We start from the raw sequence: 22,935 nt of genomic DNA, 5'->3' as shown, positions 1-22,935 counted from the left end.
TCAGGTGTGCTGGGGCAGGAGGGCAAGGGCCTGCTCGACGGTGAGCCGGTTGTCGCGTACGGCGGCCAGCAGCGCGTCGAGGTCGGCCGCGCTGACGCTGCCGGCCGGGACGGCGCCGGCCGTCTGCGAGGTGGTGCGGGAGGTGATGTGGGCGGCGAGGGCGGCCAGGCTCGGGTGGTCGTAGAGGACGCCGGCCTTCTCGTCGAGGCCGTAGGCGTTGTTGAGGAACGCGACGAACTCGACGCCGAGGATCGAGTCCAGGCCCAGGCTGTTGAACGTGGCGTCGGTGTCGATGTCCCACACGTCGCAGTACAGGGTCTGGGCCAGCTGCTCGCGCAGGGTCTCCAGGACGGCCGCCGTCCGCTCCCCCGCCGGGACGGGCGCCGCCGGAGCCGGAGCCGGGACGGGCGCCGCCGGGGCCACCGGCGCCGGGGCGGGGGTGGTCGCGTGGGGTGCCGGGGCCGGGGCGGACGGTGGTGTGCCGCCCAGCGTCGCGGCGACATGGCGGGCGAACGCGGCGGGCGTCGGGTGGTCGTACAGCTCGGTGGCCTTGATGTCGGTGGCGTACTTGGCATTGACCAGGGCGATGAACTCGACGCTGAGGATCGAGTCGACGCCGAGCATCTGGAAGCTCTGTTCCGGGTCGAGATCGGCGGGCTCCATGTAGAGCACCCCGGCAAGCACTTCGCCGACCTCCTCTGCGACCCGGTCCGCCACCGCCGGGTCGACCGCGACAGCGACCGGGGCGGGCGCCGGGGCGACGGGGGCCGGGGCGACGGGGGCCGGGGCGACGGGCGCGGCGGGGGCAGCGGGCGCTGGTGCGGGGGCGGGAGCCGCCGCGGACGCCGGGGTGGGCGCCGTGCCCAGCGGCCGGAGGGAGATCTTGCGGTCACGGGTCATGGGTGGAATCTCCTGTGGGTCGGGCCGGTCGGTCGCGGGCAGCGGCACGGGGCCCGGCGCCGCCGGCGGGGACGCCGGGGCCGGGCGGGGCACGAGGGCGGGTGCGGGACGGGTCGCGGGCTCCGGCGCGCGGCGCGGCGCAGGCGCCGGCTCCGGTGCACGGCGCGGTGCAGGCGCGGGGTCCGGCGCGGGTGCGGAGTGCGGTGCGGGTGCGGAGTGCGGTGCGGGTGCGGTATCCGGTGTGTGGGGGCGGCCGAAGTCGCGCAAGTGGGGGCGGGACAGGGCCGGTTCGCCCGTGACGGTGCCCAGGCCCTTGTGGTGCAGGTGCTCGATCTGCAGGTCGTACCAGCAGCGGATGCGTTCGAAGGGGTAGTGCGGCAGCGGGATGCGGCGGGCGCCGGGCCCGGCGCCGCTGACCGTGGCGCGGTCGATGCGGCCCCCGTCGAGCCACACCCGTACCGGGTCGTCGGCGGCGGCCTCGGTGCGCCGCCAGGGGCGGGGGCGGCCCGCCGCGAGGGCTTCGAGCGCGGCGAGCAGCGCGTCGAGGGAGTCGGCGGCGAGGGCGGCCCGGCGTTCCAGGGCGGGGCGTCCGACGGCGTAGGTGTGGGCGATGTCGGCCAGGCGCGGCTCCTGGCCAAAGGCGCGGGCGCCGGTGAGGTGGCGGTGCAGGCGGCGTGCGGTGTCGGCCAGGGCCTGGTCGGTGCGGGCGGACAGGAACACCACGACCTGCTGGGGCCCGCTCGGCGGGCGGGGCGCGGTGGGGGGCGGGGACTCGACGACGATGTGCGCGTTGGCGCCGCCGGCGCCGAAGGAGCTGATGCCCGCCCGCAGCGGGCGCGGTGACCCGTCGCGGGTGTGCCACGGTGCGGTGCTCTGCTGCACGGTGAACGGGACCCGGCCGAAGTCGATCTCGGGGTTGGCGGGGGTGGCGTGCAGGGAGGGCACCAGGGTGCGGTGCCGCATCTGCAGCAGGACCTTCGCCAGCGCCACCGCGCCGGCCGCCGACTCCAGGTGGCCGACGTTCGACTTCACGGACCCGATCGGCACGTCGCCGGGGCCCTTGACGCCGTCGCGGGCGAACGCGGAGACCAGGCCGCGGATCTCGATGGGGTCGCCGAGCGCGGTGCCGGTGCCGTGCGCCTCGACGTAGTCGAGATCGCCGGCCGCCAGGCCCGCGTCGCGCAGCGCCTTGGTGACCAGGTCGGCCTGGGCGCGCGGGTTGGGCACGGTGTAGCCGTTGGTGCGGCCGCCGTGGTTGGCGGCGGTACCGCGGATGACGGCGTGGATGTGGTCGCCGTCGCGCAGCGCGTCGCCGAGCGGTTTGAGCACGAACGCGCCGACGCCCTCGCCGGGGACGTAGCCGTCGCCGCCCGCGCCGAAGCTGCGGCAGCGTCCGTCGCCGGCGGCGAACCTGCCCTGGCCGAGCATGAAGTACTTGTTGGGGTGGATCAGGACGTTGACGCCGCCGGCGACGGCGACCTTCGAACTGCCGGCGCGCAGCGACTCCACCGCGAGGTGGATCGCGGTGAGCGCCGAGGAGCAGGCGGTGTCGACGGCCGTGCTGGGGCCCTGGAAGTCGAAGAAGTACGAGACACGGTTGGCGATGGACCAATAGGCGCTGTTGGCCAGGACCGGGTTGCCGCGCAGCCGCTCCTCCGCCTCGTGCAGCTGGTACTCGCCGTACATGGCGCCGACGAACACGCCGACGTCCTTGCGGTGCACGGGGTCGCCGGTGTTCACGAGGGTGTCGGGGGTGTATCCGGCATCGTCCAGCGCGGCCCAGCAGGCCTCCAGGAAGAGCCGGGCCTGCGGGTCGACGGTGCCGGCCTCGCGGGGCGAGATGCTGAACAGCGGTGCGTCGAAGTTCTCCACGCCCTGAAGGAAGCCGCCCCACTTGGTGTAGGTGCGGTCCACGCGTGAGCGGTCGGGGTCGTAGAGGGCCTCGGCGTCCCAGCGTTCGCGCGGCACCTCGGTGATGCTGTCGCGTCCGGCGAGGAGGTTGGCCCACAGTTCGTCCAGGCCCTCGGCCTCGGGGAATCGTCCGGCGACGCCGATGATCGCAACAGCCCGCGGGTCGATGTCCCCGCTTGCGTCGGGCAGTTCGGCCCGCCCGGTGGAACCGGCCGGCGAGGCGGGCGCGGGCGTGGTGTCCAGCGGGGCGGTGGAGGAGGCGGGCGGTTCCGCTGCCGGCGGCGGGCCGGCGGGCGCGGGGGCCGGCCCGGTACCACCGGCGGTCGTGGTGTCGGTGGTGGTGCCGGTGAGTTCGGCACACCGCTCGGGGAACTCCTCGAGGAGGTGCTCGGTGAGTTCGGCGACCGAACGGCACTCGAAGAGCAGCGTCTTGGAGAGCCGGCCGAAGTCCTTCTCCAGCAATTCGACGACGCGGATGGCGAGCAGGGAGTCGATGCCGAGGTCGTCGAAGGGCCTGTCGGGGGTCACGTCGGCGACGGGGGTACGGGTGGCCTCGGCGACGGCGGCCCGCAGCCGGTCCTCCAGCGCCCCCGCCCCGGCGGCCACGACAGCCACCGGTACGGCCGCGGCAGCCACGGGTACGGCCGGGGCAGGGGTCGCCGGTGTCTGGGCGGCGGGGGCCGGTGTGGGCTCGGGGCCGGTCAGGAGCGGGAAGGAGGCCCGCAGTTGGGGCAGGTCCCCGTACAGGACGACGGGCGCGGGTGCCAGGTCCTGGTCCTGGTCCTGCGGGGTGCCGAGGAGCATCTCGAGGACGGCCAGGCCCACGTCGGCGGGCATCGGGCGCATGCCGAACGCGCCGAGGATCTGTTCGGCGTCGCCGCCGGTGCGCATGGAGCCGTCGGTCCAGTAGGGCCAGGCGATGGAGAGCGAACGCCCGTGCCGGGTGCCGGCGGTGACGCGGCGGGCGCGGCGGGTGAGCAGTTCGTCGGCGGCGGCGTTGGCGAAGGCGTAGTCGGCCTGGCCGGGGCTGCCGAGGGCGCCGGAGACGGACGAGTAGACGACGAAGCAGTCCAGCGGCCAGTGGGCGGTGGCCTCGTCCAGTGCGGCGGCCGAGGTGAGTTTGGCGGCGATCACGGCGTCGGCGTCGGCGCTGTCCTTGCGCAGGACGAAGGAGTCGCGCAGTGTGCCGGCGCAGTGCAGGACGCCGTGGACGGTGCCCTCGCCGTGCAGGCGGTCGGCGAGGGCGCGTACGGCCGCCGCATCGGTGCTGTCGAGCCGGTAATAGGTCACCGATCCGCCGGTGCGGGCCGCGCGCCGGGACAGGCGGGCGATCTCGGCGGCGCGTTCGCCCTCGGCCGGGGAGCGGCCGGTCACGACGATGTGCGCGGCGTAGGTGTCGGCGAGGTGGCCGGCCAGCAGCGCGGCCAGGGCTCCCATGCCGTTGATCCAGTAGCGGCCGCCGTGGCGGAACGCCGGTCGGGCGGGTGCCGGGACGGCCAGGGGGCGCAGCACCGGCTCGGTGAGGGCGCCTTCGTGGCCGGTGCTCAGCCGGCGTGCGGCGGGCGGGTGGGCCGCCGCTGCCCGCACGGCGCGGGTCAGGGCGGCGGGCGTGGTGCCGGGGTCGAGGGCCAGGGCGGTGAGGTGGAAGCGCGGGTTCTCCCCGGCGAGTGAACGGCCCAGGGCGGCCAGGCCGTTGCCGGTGACGGCGGCCGCGTCGTCGAAGGCGCCCGCGGGGTGGGGGACGACGATCCGGGCGCCGCGCCTGGCGAGCGGGCCCAGCAGGGCGCGCAGCAGGGCCAGCACGCGCAGCGCGTCGGATCCCGGGCCGGGGGCGGGGGTGGTGGCGGGCAGTGGCCAGACGATGACCGGCACGCCGCCGTCGGGCAGGCGGGCGGCGAGGTCGGCGCCGGTGGCCGCGGCGGCGTCGGCGTCGGGCGGGTCGGGCAGGCGCAGGTCGGCGCCCTCCAGGGGGGTCTCGCCGATGACGACGAGCGGCCCGCCCCACCCGGCCGCCCCGGCGGCCGGGTCGGTGTCGGGGGTGAAGGGCACGTCGGCGGGCGTGAACAGGTGCACCCCGGCGGGCAGTCCGGTGCCGGCCGGCACCGCAGACCCGGCGGAAACGACGGACCCGACAGGCCCGGCGGATGCGGTGGGTGCGGTGGGTGCGGGTCCGGTGGGGCGCAGGGCGAGTCCGGTGAGGGTGAGGGCCGGTGTCCCGTCCGGTGCGCTGACCGTCACGTCGTACTTGCGGACCTGGCGGCCGCCGCCGGCCAGGCGCCGGGGGCGTACCTGCACCCACACCTCGTCGGGCAGCGGGCCGTGGACGCTCAGCGCGTCGACGGCGAACGGGATGAACGTCTGCCCGCCGAGGTCCTCGCGCAGCACGCAGCCGATCACGGTCTGCAGGGCGCCGTCGAGGACGTACGGCGAAAGGATCTGCCCGTCCACGTCGGGGGCGGCCGCGGTCGCGGTGACCCTGGCGAGGGCGCCGCCGGGGCCGTGCCGCAGTTCGCGCAGCACCTGGAAGGCGGGGCCGTAGCAAACGCCGTTGTCCTCGAAGTAGCGGTACAGCTCGGCCGGTTCTGCACTGTCGGGGTAGGCGGCGGACAGGGCGGCCACATCGAGCGGTGCGGGCGGCGCGGCGGGGGCGGTGACGACGCGGGCCTGGGTGTGGGTGTGGTCGGAGACGATGCGCAGGGTGTCGCCGTCGGCGACGGTGCGCAGGGTCACCGGGGCGGTGACCTCCACCGGGCGGTGGAAGGCGATGTCGGCCAGTCCGGTGGCCTCGGGGGTGCTGCGGCGGGCGGCCCTGAGGGCGAGGTCGAGCTGGGCGGCGGCGGGCAGCACGGGCCGGCCGGCCACCACATGGTCGGCGGCCACCGGTTCGTCGGGCCGTACGGTGCGTGTCTGTCCGTCGTCGCCGGGGCGCGGCCAGCGGGTGCGGGCGAAGGGGTAGCCGGGCAGCCGGACGCGGCGGGCGGGGCGGCTCTCCGGTCCGGCGTCGGGCAGCGGCCCCTGGCCGGTGAGCCAGGGGTGCAGGTCCTTCGGCGCCTCGTCGGCGGCCAGGTCCCCGCCGTCGGCCACGGTGCGGAGTTTGGCGGCGAGTTCGCCGGGGGTCGCGGCGGACAGGGCGCAGCGCACGCGCCGGTGGCTGCGGCCGGTGCGCAGGGTGTGCACGACGTCGGCGAGCGGCAGCCGGCCGGCCGGGCCGGCCAGCGCGCCGGCCCAGGTGCGCAGCGCGGTCTCGGTGTGGGCGGACAGCAGGGCCCAGCGCACCGGGCCGTCACCGGCGTCCTGCCCGGCGTGCTCCATCTGTTGCGGCTGTGCTGTCTGTCCGGTGTGCGGGGGCTGTTGCGGGTGGGTGGTGGGTGGGGCCTGTTCGAGGACGGCGTGGGCGTTGGTGCCGCCGATGCCGAAGGAGCTGACGGCGGCGCGGCGCGGCCCGTCGGGCACCGGCCAGCCGTCGGCGGTGGCGTCCTGGGAGGCGATGCGCAGGCTGCCGGTGCCGCCGAGGGCGCGGTTGGGTGCGGTGAAGGGGACCTGGCGGGGCACGGTGGCGTGTTCGAGGGCCAGGACGGCCTTGATGACGCCGGCGACGCCGGCGGCGGTGTTGAGGTGGCCGAGGACGGACTTGACCGAGCCGACGGCCGCCGGGTGCGGGCGGTCGCCGCCGTAGACCCGTTCCAGGGCGGCGAATTCGATCGGGTCGCCCATCGGGGTGCCGGTGCCGTGGGTCTCCAGGCAGCCCACCGAGTGCGGGTCGACGCCCGCGACGGCCAGCGCCTCGCGGATCACCGCCTCCTGCCCCTCGGGGGAGGGTGCGTGGTAGTCCATCTTGCGGGCGCCGTCGTTGCCGACGGCGCTGCCGCGCAGCACGGCGCGCACCGGGTCGCCGTCGCGCAGCGCGTCGGCGAGGCGGCGCAGGACGAGCGCGCCGCCGCCGTTGCCGAACACGGTGCCGTCGGCGGTGTCGTCGAAGGGCCGGCACTCGCCGCTCGGCGAGAGGATCATGCCGGGGGCGGCGAGGTAGCCGGCCTGCGGGAAGTGCAGCGACGCGCCGGCCACCACCGCGAGGTCGCACTCCTCCGCGAGGAGGCCCTCGGCGGCCAGGTGCAGGCCGACCAGGGTGCTGGAGCAGGCGGACTGCACACTCATGCTCGGTCCGGTCAGGCCGAGTTTGTAGGAGATGCGGCCGGCCGCGAAGTCCTTGTCGGTGGAGGAGAAGCGCATCATCCCGGCGGCGTCGAGCTCGGTGATCCGGACCGGGGGGTGGACGGGCTGGCCGACGGAGGCGTACACGCCGGTGCGCAGCCCGGTGGCGTCGGGGGCGAACCCGGCGTCCTCCAGGGCGTGCCAGGCGACCTCCAGCAGCAGCCGCTGCTGGGGGTCGAGCCATTCGGCGTGCTGGGCGCTGTAGCCGAAGAACTCGGCGTCGAAGGCGTCGGCGTCCTCAAGGACGGCCCCGGCCGGCACGAACGCCTCGTGCCGCACGGTCCGCGGGTCGTGGCCGAGGGCGATCAGCTCGTCGGCGCTGTAGCGGCGGATACCGGTGCGCTGCTGCTCGAGCAGTTCCCACAGCCGTTCGACGGAGGTGGCGGGCCCGAACCGGCAGGCCATGCCGACGACGGCGACGGCGTTCGGGTCCTGCCCGAGGTCGGGGCCGCTGGGCGGTGTGGTCATCGTTCGTCTCCGAGTCGAAACGCGCGCCGCAGCTCACGGCGGGAGGGGCGGGCGGGCACCGGGGCGGTTCCCGGCCGGTCGGCGGGGGCCGGACCCGTGTCGCCGCCCAGGCGGGCGGTGAGCAGGCCGACGAGGTCGTCGAGGGTCGGCCGGGCGAACAGGTCGGCGAGCTCGAGCGCGGCGCCGGGATAGGCGTCGTCGAGGCGGGCGAAGAGCCGCCCCAGCAGCAGGGAGTTGCCGCCCAGGTCGAAGAACCTCCGGTCGCCCGGTACGTCGTCGAGTTCGAGGAGCTCCCGCCACAGGGCGCCGACACGGTCCGCGATCTCCGCACGCCCGACGGGCGCCGGTGCGGCAGCGGGTGCGGCAGCGGGTGCGGGCGCGGCGTCGGCCGGGGCGGATGCCGTGACGGGTGCGGTGAGGGGCGCGGCGTCGGCCGGGGCCGGCGTGGGTGCGGGTTCGGGTTCGGGTGCGGGTGGTGGTGTGGTGGTGTCGGCGAGGCGTGCTGCCGCCTGCCGGTCGACCTTGCGGTTGGGTGTGAGCGGGAGTTGTTCCGCGGCGACGAGGCGGTCGGGCAGCATCCACGGCGGCAGCGCCGCGGAGGCGTACTCGCGCAGTGCGCCGATGTCGGGCAGGGCGGTGCCGGCGCGCGGTACGGCGATGGCCAGCAGCCGGGCGGAGGGGCCCTCACCGTGCACGGTGACGACGACGCGGGCGAGCGCCGGGTGGCCGCCCAGCACGGTCTCGATCTCGCCCAGTTCCATGCGGTGGCCGCGGACCTTGACCTGGCTGTCGGCCCGGCCGAGGAAGGTCAGCCGGCCCTTGTCGTCGCGGCGTACGAGATCGCCGGTGCGGAACCAGCGGCCGCCGCCCTCGGGCCGCAGCGGGTGACCGGTGAACCGTTCGGCCGTCAGCTGCGGCCGCTGCCAGTAGCCGCGGGCCACGCCGGGCCCGCCGATCCACAGTTCACCGCTCTCCCCCACCGCCGCCTCGCGGGTCACGGCGGTGTCGGTGACGAGCAGGTCCGTGGCGCCGACCGGCTCGCCCAGATGGACGGGACCGCCGGCCGTGACCGGTCCGATGGTGGACCAGATGGTCGCTTCGGTGGGGCCGTAGACGTTCCACAGGCTGCCGGTGCGTTCGGCGAGCGCGGCGGCGAGGTTGGGCGGCAGGGCTTCCCCGCCGCACAGTGCGGTCAGTTCACGCCGGCCGCTCCAGCCGCCGTCCACGAGCAGCTGCCAGCCGGCGGGGGTGGCCTGCATGGCGGTGACGGCCCGCTGCTCGAGCAGCCGGCCCAGCCGGCGGGCGTCGATGACGTCCGCGCGTTCGGCGATCACGACGGTGCCGCCGGCCAGGAGCGGGAGGAACAGTTCGAGGACGGAGATGTCGAAGCACAGGGTGGTGACCGCCAGCAGCCGCCCGGGGGCGTCCTGCGTGATGCCGACCGTGCGGGCGATCGCCTCCAGGGTGTGCACGACGTTGGCGTGGGTGACCGGGACGCCCTTGGGCCGTCCGGTGCTGCCCGAGGTGAACATCACGTAGGCGAGGTCGTCCGGCGCGCACACCGCCGCGGCCCGCGCCCGCCCCTGTCCCGCCGGCGCCCCGGCGCCGACGAGGGCGGCGGTGGGGGCGGTGGGGTCGACGATCCGCAGCCGCTGCGGCAGCAGCCAGGTCAGCTCGCGGTCGGCGACGGCCACCTCGCATCCCGCGTCGCCGACGACCAGCTTCAGCCGTTCGCTCGGGTAGGAGTCGTCCAGCGGCACATAGGGGCGTCCGCTCTTGAGGATGCCCAGCAGGACGGCCGGCAGCCGCATGCTGCGGTGCATCAGGACGGCTACGGGGGCGCCGGGCTCGGCCAGTTCGGACACCCGGTGCGCGATGTCGTCGGAGAGCGCGTCGAGTTCGGCGTAGCTGAGGCTGCCGTGCGCGTCCTCGACGGCCGTCGCCTGGGCGCAGCGGGCCACGGTGGCCGCGAAGCGTCCGACGAGGGTCCCGGCCGCGGGGTCGAGCAGCTCCCCCACCGTGGCGGGGCGGCGGGCCAGTTCGGCCGCCGTGCGCCGCAGGTCCTCGACGAAGGCGTCGACCTGCGCGGCGTCCAGGACGGCGGTGCGGTGGTTGGCGAGGATCTCCGTGCCGGCCGGGGTGTCGGTCACCTCCAGGCCGAGGTCGAAGTGCCCGCGCTGCCCGCGCCGGTACACCGGCTCCCAGCCGTCCGGTGTCCGGGCGCCGCCGGTGCGCTCCCAGTTCTGGTAGGCGAGCGTGACGGTGGGCACGGCGTCCTCGCCGCCCGCCGCCCGGCACAGTTCGACCAGGCGCGGGTAGGGCAGCCGGGCGTGCCCGAGCGCGCCGCGTACCTCCTGGTTCAGGTCCTTCAGCCAGTCGGCGACCGGCCGGCCGGGATCGAGGTCGATCCGCAGCGGCACGGTGCTGACGAAGCAGCCGACGCTGGTCTCCTCCTCGCGCGAGGTGCGCCCGTAGGTGGGGACGGCGACGAGGAACGAGCGGTGCCCGGTGGTGCGGGACAGCGCCGCGGCGAACGCGGCGAGCAGCGCCGTGAACGGCGGCACGCCGGCGCTCTGCGCGACCTGCGCGAGGCTCTGCGACAGGGCGGGCGGCATCCGGTACTCGCGGTGCGCTCCCGCGGCCCCGGCCCGCTCGCCGCCGCCGGGGAACAGCACGCCCTTGGCCGCGCCGCCGGCCAGCCGCTGTGTCCAGTACCGCTCGTCCTCCTGGGCGTCGGTCGGGCCGGCCTCGAGCTCGCGGCGCAGCGCGCGGGCGAAGGGGACGGCCGGCGCCGGCGCGGGGCCGCCGTGCGCGGCGGCGGCGTAGAGGGCGGCGAGGTCGTCGCGCAGCAGCTCGGCGGAGCGGCCGTCGACGGCGATGTGATGGGTGGTCAGCTGCAGGACGGGGCCCTGCCCGCCGCCGTCCTGCGGCTCCCACAGGACGGCGCGCAGCAGCGGCCCGGCGGAGGTGTCGAGCCGCCGGTCCGCCTCGTCCCTGACGGCCTGGCCGACAGCGTCCTCGGCGACCACGCGGGTGACGAGAGCGGCCGTGTCCGGGGCGGCGGGGACAAAGGCGGGGGCGCCGTCGTGGGGCCGTACGCGGCAGCCGAGCACCGGGTGCCGGCGTACCAGGGCGGCGACGGCGTCCCGCAGGGCCTCGCGGTCGGTGGTGGCGGGCAGCCGCCACGCCAGGCTGATGTTGTACGGGGCGTGGGGCGCGGCGCCCTGGTCGGCGGCCCACATGCCCACCAGGCGGTCGGGAAGCACGGCGGTCCGCTCGTCGTCGACACCGGCCGCGGCCGCGGCCGCGGGTGCTTGCGGGGCGGCCGCCGTGGCAGGGGCGGGTGCAGCGGTGGGGGCCGCGGCGGCCGGCACCGGGGCGGCGGGGGCGGTGTCCGCGGCGACGGCGGCGGTCAGCTGCGGGCCCCTGTCGGTGAGCAGACGGTCGGTCAGTTCCCGCAGGCTGGCGCTGTCGAGCAGGACGGACAGGGGGATGCGGCCCAGGTCGTCCTCGAGCATGCGGCTCAGCCGCATCAGGGAGATGGAGTCGACGCCGTAGTCGGTGAGCGGGGCGTGCGGGTCGATCACCTCCGGCCGTACGCCGACGGCCTCGGCGACGCGTTCGCTCAGCCAGCGCAGGGCGGCCTGCGCCGGAGCGGCCTGCACGGGAGCGGCCTGCGCCGGGGCGGCAGCGGGCGTGGCTGGCGTGACCGGCGCGGGCGCGGCGGCGGTTGCCTCGACGGCGGCGGCGCTGGTGGTGGACAGGGCCTGGTCCCAGACGGTGTGGTCGCCGGCGACGAGGGCGATGTAGGCGGTGTCCGGGGTGGTCGCCGCGGCGAGCCGGGGCCACAGGGCCGCCACCGCGTCGCGGGTGGCGACCGGCTTGAGGCCGTAGGCCTGTTCGAGGTAGCGCAGGGTGTCGGGGGCGGGGGCCGTGCCCGCGTCGGCGAGGACGGGCCAGCCGGCGGTCAGGGTGCGGCCGGGGCGCAGGCCGCGTGCGGCCCACCGGGCGCGCTGATGGGCGAACTGGTCGAGGAAGCCGTTGGCGAAGGCGTAGTCGCTCTGGCCCTGGTTGCCGACGAGGGAGGCGAGGGAGGAGGCGAGGAGGAAGAAGTCCAGCGGGTGGTCGGCGAGGGCGGCGTCGAGGTGGAGCGCGCCGAGTATTTTGCTGCGGCACACGGCCTGGACCGCTTCGGGTGTCTTGCCGCGCAGGAACTGGTCGCGCAGTACGCCGGCCGCGTGGACGACGCCGTGCAGGCGGATGCGGCTGTCGGCGAGGTGGGTGGCGAGGTCGGCGACCTGCCGGGGGTCGGTGGCGTCGCAGCGGCGGTAGACGATCCGGTCGTCGCCGGCGGCGGCGCGGCGCAGGGCCTCGAGGGCTGTCCCGTCGGGTTGTTCGGAGCGGCCGATCAGGACGAGCCGTGCGGTGGGGGCCCGGTGCAGGATGCCGGCGGCGATGTGCCGTCCCAGTCCGCCCAGTCCGCCGGTGATCAGGTAGCTGCCGGCCGGGTCCAGCAGGGCGGTGTCGGTGTCGGGGGCCGGCTCGGGTGCGCGGGTGAGGACGGCGGTGCGGCGCAGGCCGGCGGGGCCCAGGCGGGTCCAGTCGCCGTCGTCGGCGGCCGTTTCCGTCAGGAGGGCGGTGTGGGCGGCCTGCGGGTGCGCCGACGCCCAGGCGGCGTCGAGGGTGACCAGCCGCAGGGTGAACCGGCCGGTCTCCCCCGCGGCGGTGCGCATCAGGCTGTGCAGGGCGCGCACGAGGGGGGTGAGGTGGCCGTCGGTGCCGGTACGGGTGACCAGCAGGATGCGGGCGCCGTCCAGGGCGCGGCTGCGTACGAGGGTGCGCAGCAGGGTGAACAGGGGGGTGAGTGCGGTGGTGGTGAAGTGTTCCCAGGCGGCCGCGGTCTGTTCGAGGCGCAGCGGGGTGGTGCCGAGGCCGGGGTGGTGGGGGTCGGTGAGGTGGGTGAGGTCGATGAGGACGGTCGCCGGTGTGCCGGTGCGGGCGGCTGTCTGTTCGAGCTGCTTCTCGTCGAGGCCGGGGCCCGGTTCGAGCAGGGCGGCGGCCGGGATGCGGCTGCGGGTGTGGGCGGCGAGGGTGGTGGAGCCGTCGCCGATCAGCCACAGCGGCCCGTCGGTGCCGGCGCGGGTGTCGTCGCCGACGGGGACGGTGTGCCAGCCCAGGCGGTAGCCGGCCAGCGGCACGGGCGCCGGGTGGGGCGGTGCCGGGGCAAATTCGGGGCGTGCGGTGGTGGCGGCGGAAGGGGCGACGGTGTCCACGCGGACGCGGAAGCCGTCGATCTCGGCGAGGACTTCGCCGCTGCCGGGGTCGATCAGGCACAGGTCGAAGACGTGGACGCCGGCGGCGTCGTCGCGCCTCACGCGGCGTGTGTGGACGTAGGCGCCGGTGGTGGCGGGCTGGTGGACGGTGAGCCGGCCGATGGTCAGGGGGCGCAGCCGGCGGGGTCCGGGCGCCTCGGTGAGCAGCAGGTACGCGGCGCTCTGGCAGGCGCCGTCGAGGAGGGCGGGGTGCAGCACATGGCGTCCGTCCGTGTCCTCGCCCGGCGGCAGGCGCAGTTCGGCGGTGGTCTCCTCGCCGTGCACGGCGGCCCGCCGTACGGTGCGGTACAGCGGCCCGTAGGTGAAGTGGTGGGCGGCGAAGGCCTGGTAGAAGGCGTCGGTGCCGGTGTCGTGGCCCTCCAGGCGGGCGTCGAGGTCGGCGGGCCGGTAGACGAGGTGGGGGCGCAGGGGGGCGGTGGCGCCGGGGGCCGGCCGGGGGCGGGTGGTGCCCTGGGCGACGACGGTGCCGTCGACGGTGGTGGTGAAGCGGCGGCCGCCGTGGGTGTCGGGTTCTTCGAGGTGGGTGGTGACGGTCATGGGCAGCCCGGTGGCGGGCTGCGGCCAGGCGAGGTCGCAGATCTCGGTGCGGTAGGGGTTCTCGTCGGCGGCGATCAGCGCTTCGTGGACGAGTTCGGGGTGGAACGCGCCGGGCAGCAGCATCTGTTCGTCGACGATGTGGTCGCGTACCCAGCGGGAGGCGCCGCCGAGGCGGGCGGTGACGGTGCGGGCGGCGGGCACGCGGACGGTGTCGGTGAGCGGCATGTGGGAGGGCCGCTCGGCCGCCGGGCGGCCGGCGCCGGGGACGGTGCAGGGGATGCGGGCGAAGGGGGTGGGGGGCAGCGGCACCCGCCGTGCCGGGCCCGCGGGGGCCCGGTAGGTGCCGTGCGTGACCCAGGCCCGCGCGGCACTGTGTCCGCCGTCGCCCTCGACTTCGTCCGCGTGGCCGGCTGTGTCGGGGCCCAGGTGGTCGGCGGTGGTGAGGGCGGGGTGGGGGGTGTCCTCGGCCAGGGCGCGCAGCGCGGCGCGCAGTTCGGCGTGGTCGTGGGCGGTGACGGCGGCGCGGTGGGGGCCCACGTCACGGCCGGTGGCCAGGGTGTGGGCGATGTCGGCGAGTGTGGCGCCGGCGGCGTCGACGGTGTCGGCGAGTCGGCGGGCGACGGTGCGCAGCCGGTCGGCGTCCGGCGCGGCGAGCGGCACGAGCACAGGAGAGGGGGTGGCGGCGGGCCGCGGCGGCATCCGGTACTCCTCCAGCACGGCGTGGGCGCCTGCGCCGCCGGCGCCGAAGGAGCTGACGGCGCAGCGGCGCGGCCGTTCACCGCTCCAGGGTTCGGTGGCCCGCTGGATGTGCAGGGGGGCGTCGTCCAGGTCGAGTTTCGGGTTGAGCTGTTCGGCGTTGAGGGTGGGCACGAAGCGGTGGTGGCGCAGTTGGAGGATCGCCTTGGTCAGTCCGGCGATGCCGGCGGCGGCCTCCGTGTGGCCGATGTTCGACTTGACGGAGCCGATGCGCAGCGGTTCCCGGGCGGGCCGGGTCTCTGCGAACGCCAGGGCCAGGGCGCGTAGTTCGACGGGGTCGCCGAGTTCGGTGCCGGTGCCGTGGGCCTCGAGGTAGCCGATGCCGGCCGCATCGAGGCCGGCGTCCTTGAGGGTGGCGTCGATGAGGGCGGCCTGGGCGCGCGGGTTGGGGACGGTGTAGCCGCCGGTGCCGCCGCCGTGGTTGAGGCCGGTGCCGCGGATGACGGCGTGGATGGTGTCGCCGTCCGCTTCGGCGCGGTCCAGGCGTTTGAGGACGACCGCGCCGGCGCCTTCGCCGGGCACGAAGCCGTCGCCGCCGGCGCCGAAGCTGCGGGTGCGGTCGCCGCGCGAGGGCATGCCGAGCGCGCACAGGCCGGTGAACCGGTCGGGGTGCAGATAGAGGTTGACTCCCCCGGCCAGGGCGAGGTCGGCCTCGCCGTCGCGCAGGGCGCGGCACGCCAGGTGCAGCGCGGTCAGCGAGGAGGAGCACATGGTGTCGACGCTCAGGCTCGGGCCGCTGAGGTCGAAGGCGTGGGAGACGCGGTTGGCGACGGAGGCGGCGGCGGTGACCGCGTACTCGGGGTTGTCGGCGCCGGCGGTGCGGGCGTCGCGCTGGGCCAGCAGGTGGCTGTTGGCGGTGACGCCGGCGAACACGCCCACCCGCGGGCCGCCGTGATGGCCGGTCAGGGTGGGGCGGGCGTAGCCGGCGTGTTCGAACGCCTCGCGGGCCACTTCCAGGAACAGCCGCTCCTGGGGGTCCATCAGGGCCGCGTCCCTGGGGGTGATCCGGAACAGGGCCGGGTCGAAGGTGTCGATGTCGTCGAGGAAGCAGCCGAAGCGGGCGTAGCCGCCGCCGGCGGTGCGGGCGGTGCGCCAGTCCCAGCGCTCGGCGGGCACTTCGCGTACCGGGGTGCGGCCCGAACTCAGCAGTTCCCAGAAGGCGTCGAGGTCCTGGGCGCCGGGATAGCGGCCGGCGAGCCCGACCACGGCGATCGGCGCGCCGGGCGCGGGGGCAGGCGTACCGGCCGGCGGCGCGGAAGGTACGGCGGGGGCGGTGGTGAGCGGGGCGGCGGGCAGGTCGGCCCGGGCGGTCACGGATGCGGCCGGCACCACGTTCCCGGGCGGCGCGGGCGGTGCGGTGGGTGCGGGGGCGAGGTGGCGGGCCAGGGCGCGGGGGGTGGGGTGTTCGAAGATCAGGGTGGCGGGCACCGGCCGGTCGGGGAACATCTCGCGCAGCCGCTGGGTGAGTTCCTCGTGGAGCAGCGAGTCGACCCCCAGGGCGGGGAAGTCGCTGTCCGCGTCGAGCAGGGCGGCGTCCTGGGCGGTGAGTTCGGCGACCAGGGCCGTCAGCTGTGCCGCTGTCCGATCCCAAGCGCCGTCCTCGTTCCCGGGGGTCTCGCGCCCGGTGTCGCCGTGCGGGGTGTTGCCGAGGGGGGTGTCGTCGTGCGGGGTGTCGCCGAGGGGGGTGTCGTCGTGCGGGGTGTCGCCGAGGGGGCGGGGGCCGGGGCGGGTGGAGTCCTCGTGGGGTGTGGGGGTGTCCGGGGCGGCGCGGCGGGCGAGCATCCGGGCGAGGTCGTCGACCGTGCGGTGCTCGAACAGGGCGGTCGCGGGGACCGGGCCGTGGCTGCGGGAGACGGCCTGGACCAGTTCCATGTTGAGGAGCGAGTCGATGCCCAGCTCCTGCCAGGGCAGATAGCCGGGGACGGTGGCCGACGGGTCGCCGAGCAGGTCGCGCACGATCCGGCGCAGCCCCTCGGCGATCTCCTCGGTGCGGTCGGTGCCGGCGGCGGGCGGCCGGCAGGTGAGCAGGGCGACGCAGCCGGGCGCGTCGCGCAGGTGGGCGGTGTCCGTCAGGCTCCAGCCGCGCGCCGTGAGCAGCGAGCGCCAGCGGGCCACGTCCAGCAGCGGGCCGTGGGGCATGCGCCGGTCGGTGTCGACGTAGCGCCACCAGCCGTCGGTGAGGCCGAAGGTGAGGGTGTAGACGGCGGCCGGGGCGACCATCTCGACGAGCAGCAGCCGCCCGCCGGGGGCGAGGAGTTCCTCGATGTGGGCGAGGGTGCGGGACAGGTCGCGGGTGGCGTGCAGCACGTTGCTCGCCACGACCAGGTCGAAGGTGTGCGCGGCGAACTGCTGGGTGCGGGGGTTCTTCTCGATGTCCAGCAGCCGGGGGGTGATCCGGTCGCCGAAGCGGCGGCGGCCGTGCTGCAGGAAGGCCGGTGACAGGTCCGTGTACACGTACTCGAAGCGGGTGACGCCGCGGGCGTCGAGGGCGTCGAGCGCGGCGGCGGTGGTGCCGCCCACGCCGGCGCCGATCTCCAGGATGCGGGCGGCGTCGGGCACCTGGGCCGCGGCGTCGGCCAGGGCGTGGGCGGCGGCGGTGTTGACCGGGTCGAAGAGCTGGTTGCCGCTGTAGACGGCGCTGACGGGTCCGAGGTCGCCGCCGGGGAACAGGACGGCGGTGGCGGGCACGTCGCCGCGCAGCACCGGGCCGTAGGACTCCAGGGCACGGTCCAGGAGCGTGAGGTGGCCGGCAAGGTCGGGGTGGTCGGCGAGCAGCGCCCGGCGGGTGCGGGCGAGTTCGGCGGGCCGGGGCACCGGCCGGCCGGCGCGGTGGCGGCCGGCGAGGAGGTCGAGGACGGCGGCCAGCAGCAGCCGGTGCTCGGGGACGGCCGCCAGCGACTGGGCGGCGCTGTGCACGGTGGTGGCGGGGTCGGCGGCGAGCGCCGGAGTGAGGCCCAGTTCGCTCATCCGGTGGGCGAGCGCACCGCCGGCGTAGTCCTCGAGCCGGTGCGCCGCGTCGTCGGCGGCGGCCGACGGTGCGGGCGCCGCGGGGGCCGCGGGGGTGGCGGGGGGTGCGGTGAGCGGGCGCAGCGGTTGTGGGTCGCCGGCTACGGCGACGATCTGAGGTCGGTTGCCGGACATGCCCGCTTCCAAGGCGGCCACTCCCCTTTCCGGGTCGAATGCGGTGAGGCCGGGGTACTCGCGCCGGACGTGGGCGCTGTAGCGGCGGGCGAGGCCGGTGTCGCGCCACAGGCCCCAGTCGAAGGCGCGGACGGTCAGCCCGGCGTGGTCGGTGGCGGCGGCGTAGTGGCCGAGGAAGGCGTTGGCGGCGGCGTAGTTGAGGCCGCCGGTGCTGCCGAAGAGGCCGGCGACGGAGGAGAACAGGACGAGCGAGCGGGGCGGCGTGCCCGGGGCGTGTTCGTGTGCGCGCAGGGCGCGGGCGAGGCCGATGACCGCGCTCACCTTGGTCGCCAGGACCTCGTCGAGGTCGTGGGCGGTCAGCTCGTGCAGGGGGGCGGCGCTCACCGAGCCGATGCTGTGCACGATGCCGTCGAGGCGGCCGTAGGCGTCCTGGCAGTCGGCGAGGACGCGGGCGACGTCGTCGTCGCGGGTGATGTCGGCGCTGCGGTAGCGGGCGTGGCCGCCTGCCGCGGTGAGGTCGGCGAGCAGGGCGCGGGTGTCCTCGCCGGCCGGTGAGCGGCCGACGAGGAGCAGGCGGGCGCCGTAGTGGGCGGCCAGGTGGCGGGCGACGGCGGCGCCGATGCCGCCGGTGCCGCCGAACAGGACGTAGCTGCCGCCGTGGACGAAACCTTCCCGCTGCCCGGCGGCGGGCGGCGGGGCCTGTTCGGTGTACACCTGGCGCAGCCGCCGGCCGTCGCGCAGGGCGGTCAGCGCGACGGTGTCCGCGCACGGTTCGCGCAGCGCCGCGGCCAGGTCGCCGGGTGCGGGTGCGGTGTCCAGGTCGACGGCCGCGCAGGTGAGGTGGCCGGCTTCGCGGGGCAGGGTGCGCAGGGCTCCCAGGAGGGCGCCCTGCAGGGCGGCGCCCGGTTGCGGGGCGCCGGAGGCGGGCGCGGCAAGACCGGTGGTGATCAGGGTGATGCGTGCCGGGCTGTCGCCGCGGGCCAGGACCTGGCCCACCGTCAGCAGTGTTTCGAGCCAGCCGCGCAGGGCCAGGGCGCCGGTGCGGTCCTCGCTCCAGGACGAGCCGTCGACGAGCAGCGCGATGTGCGGCGGCCGCCGGTTGTCGAGGCTGTGCAGGGCCCGGGTGAAGGTGTCCGTGTCGAGCCGTCCGCCGCTCAGCGCGCACCGCACGGCCCCGGCCCCGGTGGGGTCGGTGAGGTCGGCGAGGTGGGTGCTGGCGTCGTCGTGGACGAGCAGGAGCGGGCCGCCGGGGCCGTCGTCGGGCGCGGTCGGCGGCTCGGGCATCCACTGCGGGGCGAGGAGCCGTACGCCGGAGTCGGCGGGCACGCCGGAGTCGGGCGGCACGGGAGCCGGCGCGGCGGCGGACTGCGGTGCGGGGGCGGGCTGCGGTGCGGGGGTGTCCCATTCGGGTACGAGGACGCGCAGGGAGGCGACGGCGTCGGCGACGGCCTGTGCGTGGGCGTCGTCGGCGGGTTCGCCGGCGGCCGGTGCCGTTTCGCGGGCTGCCGCCGCGCGTCCGGATGCGTCCGGCACCGCCTCGTCGGCGGGGCCGTGCCCGGGGGTGGGGGCGGCGGGGTGCAGGCGCAGTCCGGTGACCCGCAGGACGGGGGTGCCGTCGGGGTCGGTGGCCTGCAGGTCGAGGACCGCGTGGGTCGGGCCGGTGCCGACCCGGTGGACGGTGAGCTGCGCGGTGGGCGGGATGTGGCCGCTCCACTCGATGTGGTCGGCGGCGGCCGCCACGCGGGGTCCTTCGCCGTCCAGCAGGGCGCACGAGACCTGCAGTGCGGCGTCCAGCCAGGCCACACGGCGGGTGCGCGGGTCCGTGGCGGCGGGGGCGGTGATCCGGGCGGTGACACGGGCGCCGGTGCGGCGCACCTCGTGCAGCAGCCGGTAGACGGGGCCCACTTCGACGCTGTTGCGGGCCAGGACGGCGTCGAGGTCGACGTCCTGGCCCGGCCCCTCGGCGGTGTCGGCCTCCCGGGGCCGGGCGGCGGGCGCGGTGGCGGGGACGGCGGTGGCGCAGATGTGGCCGTCGTGCTCCAGGTGCAGGCGCGCCCCGGCGTCCGCGGGGGTGGTGCGGCGGGTCAGGTGCACCGTGCTGCCGGCCGGTACGGGCACGGGCCGCAGCAGCCGCAGGCGGCTCAGGGCGACGGGTCCGCCGTCGGCGAGGGCGTCGATCACGGCGGCGCCGGGCAGCACGGTGCGACCGGCGACGCGGTGGCGCGTCAGCGGGTGCCCGTCGTCGAGGGTGTAGCGGGGCGTGCCGGGCCCCTCGCCGGGGGCGGTGCCGGGCTGCGCGGACAGGGCGGCGGGCCGGGGCACGGGGGCGGGGGTGGGCAGCCAGTAGGACTGCCGCTCGAAGGGGTAGGGCACCAGCGGCACCCGGCGGGGTGGGGCGCCCTGCGGCCACTGTGCGGCCCAGTCGGCGGTGGTGAGGTCGCTGCCGTCGAGCCAGTCGCGCAGCCGGGGGTCGGCGGGCCGGGGGTGGTGGCCGTCGGCGGCGAAGCGGTGGGCCTGTTCGGCGAGTTGGGCGAGGTCGGTGACGCTGAAGAGGGCCCGGTGGGCGAAGTGGCGGCGGCCGCTCTGCAGGGTCCAGGCCAGGGCGTCGAGCGGGGGTGCGTCGTCGCGGGCGGCCAGGCGCGCGATGCCTTCGGCGAGACGGGCCAGGGCGGTGGGGGTGGCGGCCGACAGCGGCACCACCCGCGGGACGGCGCCCCGGTCGGCGGCGGGGGCGGGGCGGGTGGCCGGCGGTGCTTCTTCCAGGACGACGTGGGCGTTGCTGCCGCCGAACCCGAACGCGCTGACCGCCGCCCGCCGTGGTGCCCGGCCGGGTTCGGCGGGCCAGGGCACCGCGTGCTCGGCGACGGCGAGCGGGGTGTCCTCGAGGGCGATGTGCGGGTTGAGGCGGGTGAAGCCGGGGGTGGCGGGGATGAGTTCGTGGCGCAGCACCTGGACGGCCTTGACGAGTCCGGCGAGTCCCGAAGCGCCTTCGAGGTGGCCGATGTTGGCCTTGGCCGATCCGACCCACAGGCGGCCGCCGGGTCCGGCGGCCCGCCGGGGCATGCCCTGCGGATCGTGGGCCAGCACCTCGCGTACGGCGTCGAGTTCGATCGGGTCGCCCAGCGGGGTGCCGGTGCCGTGCGCCTCGAGGAAGCCGAGGTCGGCGGCGTCGAGGCCGGCCGCCTGGAGCGCGCCGCGGATCAGGGCGCTCTGGGCCTTGGGGCTGGGGGCGGTGAGCGAGGCGGCCCGACCGCCGTGGTTGACGGCGCCGGCGCGGACGACGGCCAGGACCGGGTCGCCGTCGGCGACGGCGCGGCGCAGCGATTTCAGCACGACCCAGCCGGCGCCCTCTCCCCGCACGAAGCCGTCGGCGCCCTGGTCGAAGACTTTGCTGGTGCCCTTCGGGGAGAGCATGCCGGCGGTGCGGTAGGCGCGGGCGTTGAAGCCGTTGCTGATCAGGTTCGCGGCGCCGGCCAGGGCGATCTCGCAGGTGCCGGCGCGGATCGCGGCCTCGGCGAGGCTGAGCGCGGTCAGGGCGCCGGAACAGGCCGTGTCGAGGGTGATGCTGGGGCCGGTGAAGTCGTAGAGGTGGGAGACGCGGTTGGCGAGGAAGGCGGGGAAGGTGCCGGTGGTGGCGTAGCCGTCGGCGGCCGCCTCGTGCTGGACCAGCTGCTCACGGTAGTCGTAGCTGCAGGCGGCGGCGTAGACGCCGACGCCGGTCCCGGCGAGGGTGTCGGGGCTGAGGCCGGCGTGTTCGAGGGCGTGCCAGCTCAGTTCGAGCAGGGCCCGCTGCTGGGGGTCCATGGAGGCGGCCTGGCGCGGTGTCATGTCGAAGAACGCGGCGTCGAAGAGGTCGGTCCCCTCCAGCAGTGCGGCCCGCAGTCCTTCGGGCACGGCTCCGGCGAGGCGGCCGGGCGGCACGTCGTCGATCCGGCACTCGCCGGCGGCGAGCAGCGACCAGAAGGCGTCGACGTCGTCGGCGCCGGGCACGCGTACGGCCATCCCGATGACGGCCACCTCGTCCCCGCCCGCCGGCCCCTCCACGGCGGCGTCCGTCCGAGCGCGCACCACCGCTGCCGGGGCGCTCACCGATGCCGGGGCCGGGTCCGACGCGGCATCCGGTGCGGGGGCGGGTGCGGGTGCGGGGAGTACGGCGGCCAGGGCGCGCAGGGTGGGGTGGCGCCAGACGGCGGTGGCGGGCAGGTCGGTGCCGAAGGCGGTGCGTATGTCGCGGACCAGGCGCAGGGCGCGCGCGGAGTCCAGGCCCTGTTCGCCCAGGGGCCGTTCGGCGTCGACGGGGTGTCCGAGGATGTCGGAGGCGAGGGCGGTGAGCCGGTCGGTCACCTGCGCCCGGTCGGGTGCCGGCCGTGGCGGGGCGGCGGGGGCGTCCGGCAGTTGTGCCGGGCCGGCGGCCCGGCGGATCGCGTCGTGCAGGGCGTCGAGGTAGGCGGCCGCGTCGCTTCCGTTGAGCACGGTGTGGTCGAAGGCGAGGACCATGCGCCGCACGGGGGTGGTGCCGGTGTCCTCGACGGCGCCGAGGAACAAGGTGGCCACGGCGGGCGGTACGACGACCGGCACGGCCAGGGTGGTGCCCGTGCCGCCGAGGTGGGACAGGATCAGGGTGACGCGCGAGTCGGCCCGGGAGGCGCCGGTGAGGGCGTCCTCGACGGCCTGCGCGTAGCGCTCGTCGAACGTGGCGGCGTCCAGGGTGTCGGCGCCGCGCACCACGGCGGTGGTGAGGTCGCCGTCGTCGGTGGCGCAGGCGATGCCGAGGTCGACGTGGTCGTGGACGCGCAGCCGCCTCTCGTCCAGGCGGCGTGAGCGCAGGGCCGGGGCGGCGGCCGCGGTGTGCGCGGCGAGGTGGGCGAAGGCCTGGAAGACGGTGGCGAACCCGGTGCCCTGGTGGGCGCGCCGGGCCCGTTCCAGGACGTCCTCGGCGACGACGCCGGCCACGGCGGCGGGCACCACCGTCTCCCGCGAGGCCCGCAGTGCCCGGTTCAACTCGCGCTGCCGCGGCGACTGTTCGACGTCCGCGAACCCGCCCCCGGCCCGATCCCCGGCCGGACGCGCGGTCTTGAGGGCCTGCCCCGCGTCCACCGGGGTCGCGGCGGGCGCGGCGTCCGGGGCGGGTGGGGTGGGGTGCGCTGCCGCCGGGGCGGTGGTCGCGGCGAGGTGGCGTTCGAGGTCGGCGGGCATGAGGCTGGTGCCGGCGGCGGGGATGGAGGGCAGGGTGGCCTCGTCGATGCCCAGGCGGCGGGCGTGGGCGCGGGTGCGGGGAGGTATGCGGCGGGTGCCGGCGGGCTGGGGGCGGCCGGGGACGCCGTGCACGGACGCTCCCGCGGCGGGCAGGGCCGCCGGTCCGGTTCCGGCAGTCGTGTCCGTTCCCGGTCCGGCCGCGGGTGCGGCCTGCGCGGCGGGTGCGGGGGTGATGCGGGCGACGGGGGCGCCGATCGCGACGGTGTCGCCTTCGGCGACGAGCCAGGTCTCGAGGGTGCCGGCGGTCGGGGACTCGATCTCGACGGCTGCCTTGTCGTGTTCCATCTCGTAGACGACCTCGTCCTTGGCGACCGTGTCGCCGGGCTGCTTGAGGAGCCGGACGATGCGCACCTCGACGATCCCCTCGCCCAGGCGCGGGACGGACAGCACGGACTGGCTGGTCATCTGCGGTTCCTTCGTC

2 protein-coding genes are annotated in these 22,935 nt (G+C 76.7%); both read right to left on the bottom strand.

Going from position 1 to position 22,935, the window contains the following annotated elements; all coding sequences use genetic code 11:
* Window positions 1–7,491, bottom strand: coding sequence for a beta-ketoacyl synthase N-terminal-like domain-containing protein (locus tag ACIPJI_RS14210; protein ID WP_402246405.1), 7,491 nt, complete (start codon window positions 7,489–7,491; stop codon window positions 1–3).
* A complete protein-coding gene (locus tag ACIPJI_RS14205) occupies window positions 7,488–22,919 on the bottom strand; it encodes an amino acid adenylation domain-containing protein (RefSeq protein WP_402246403.1) in 15,432 nt (5,143 codons plus the stop codon). Before ACIPJI_RS14205 ends, ACIPJI_RS14210 begins: the two co-directional genes overlap by 4 nt.
* Window positions 22,920–22,935: the final 16 nt, after the last annotated feature.

The organism is Streptomyces sp. NPDC086835, assembly GCF_044745705.1.
Taxonomy (GTDB): Bacteria; Actinomycetota; Actinomycetes; order Streptomycetales; family Streptomycetaceae; genus Streptomyces.
The sequence above is the reverse complement of the archived record's forward strand: the minus strand, read 5'-3'. Positions and strand labels throughout refer to the sequence as shown.

What these genes read in the sequence shown, in the direction of transcription:
- ACIPJI_RS14210 (WP_402246405.1), bottom strand. Translation starts at nt 7,491, where the DNA reads ATGACCACACCGCCCAGCGGCCCCGACCTCGGGCAGGACCCGAACGCC.
- ACIPJI_RS14205 (WP_402246403.1), bottom strand. Translation starts at nt 22,919, where the DNA reads ATGACCAGCCAGTCCGTGCTGTCCGTCCCGCGCCTGGGCGAGGGGATC.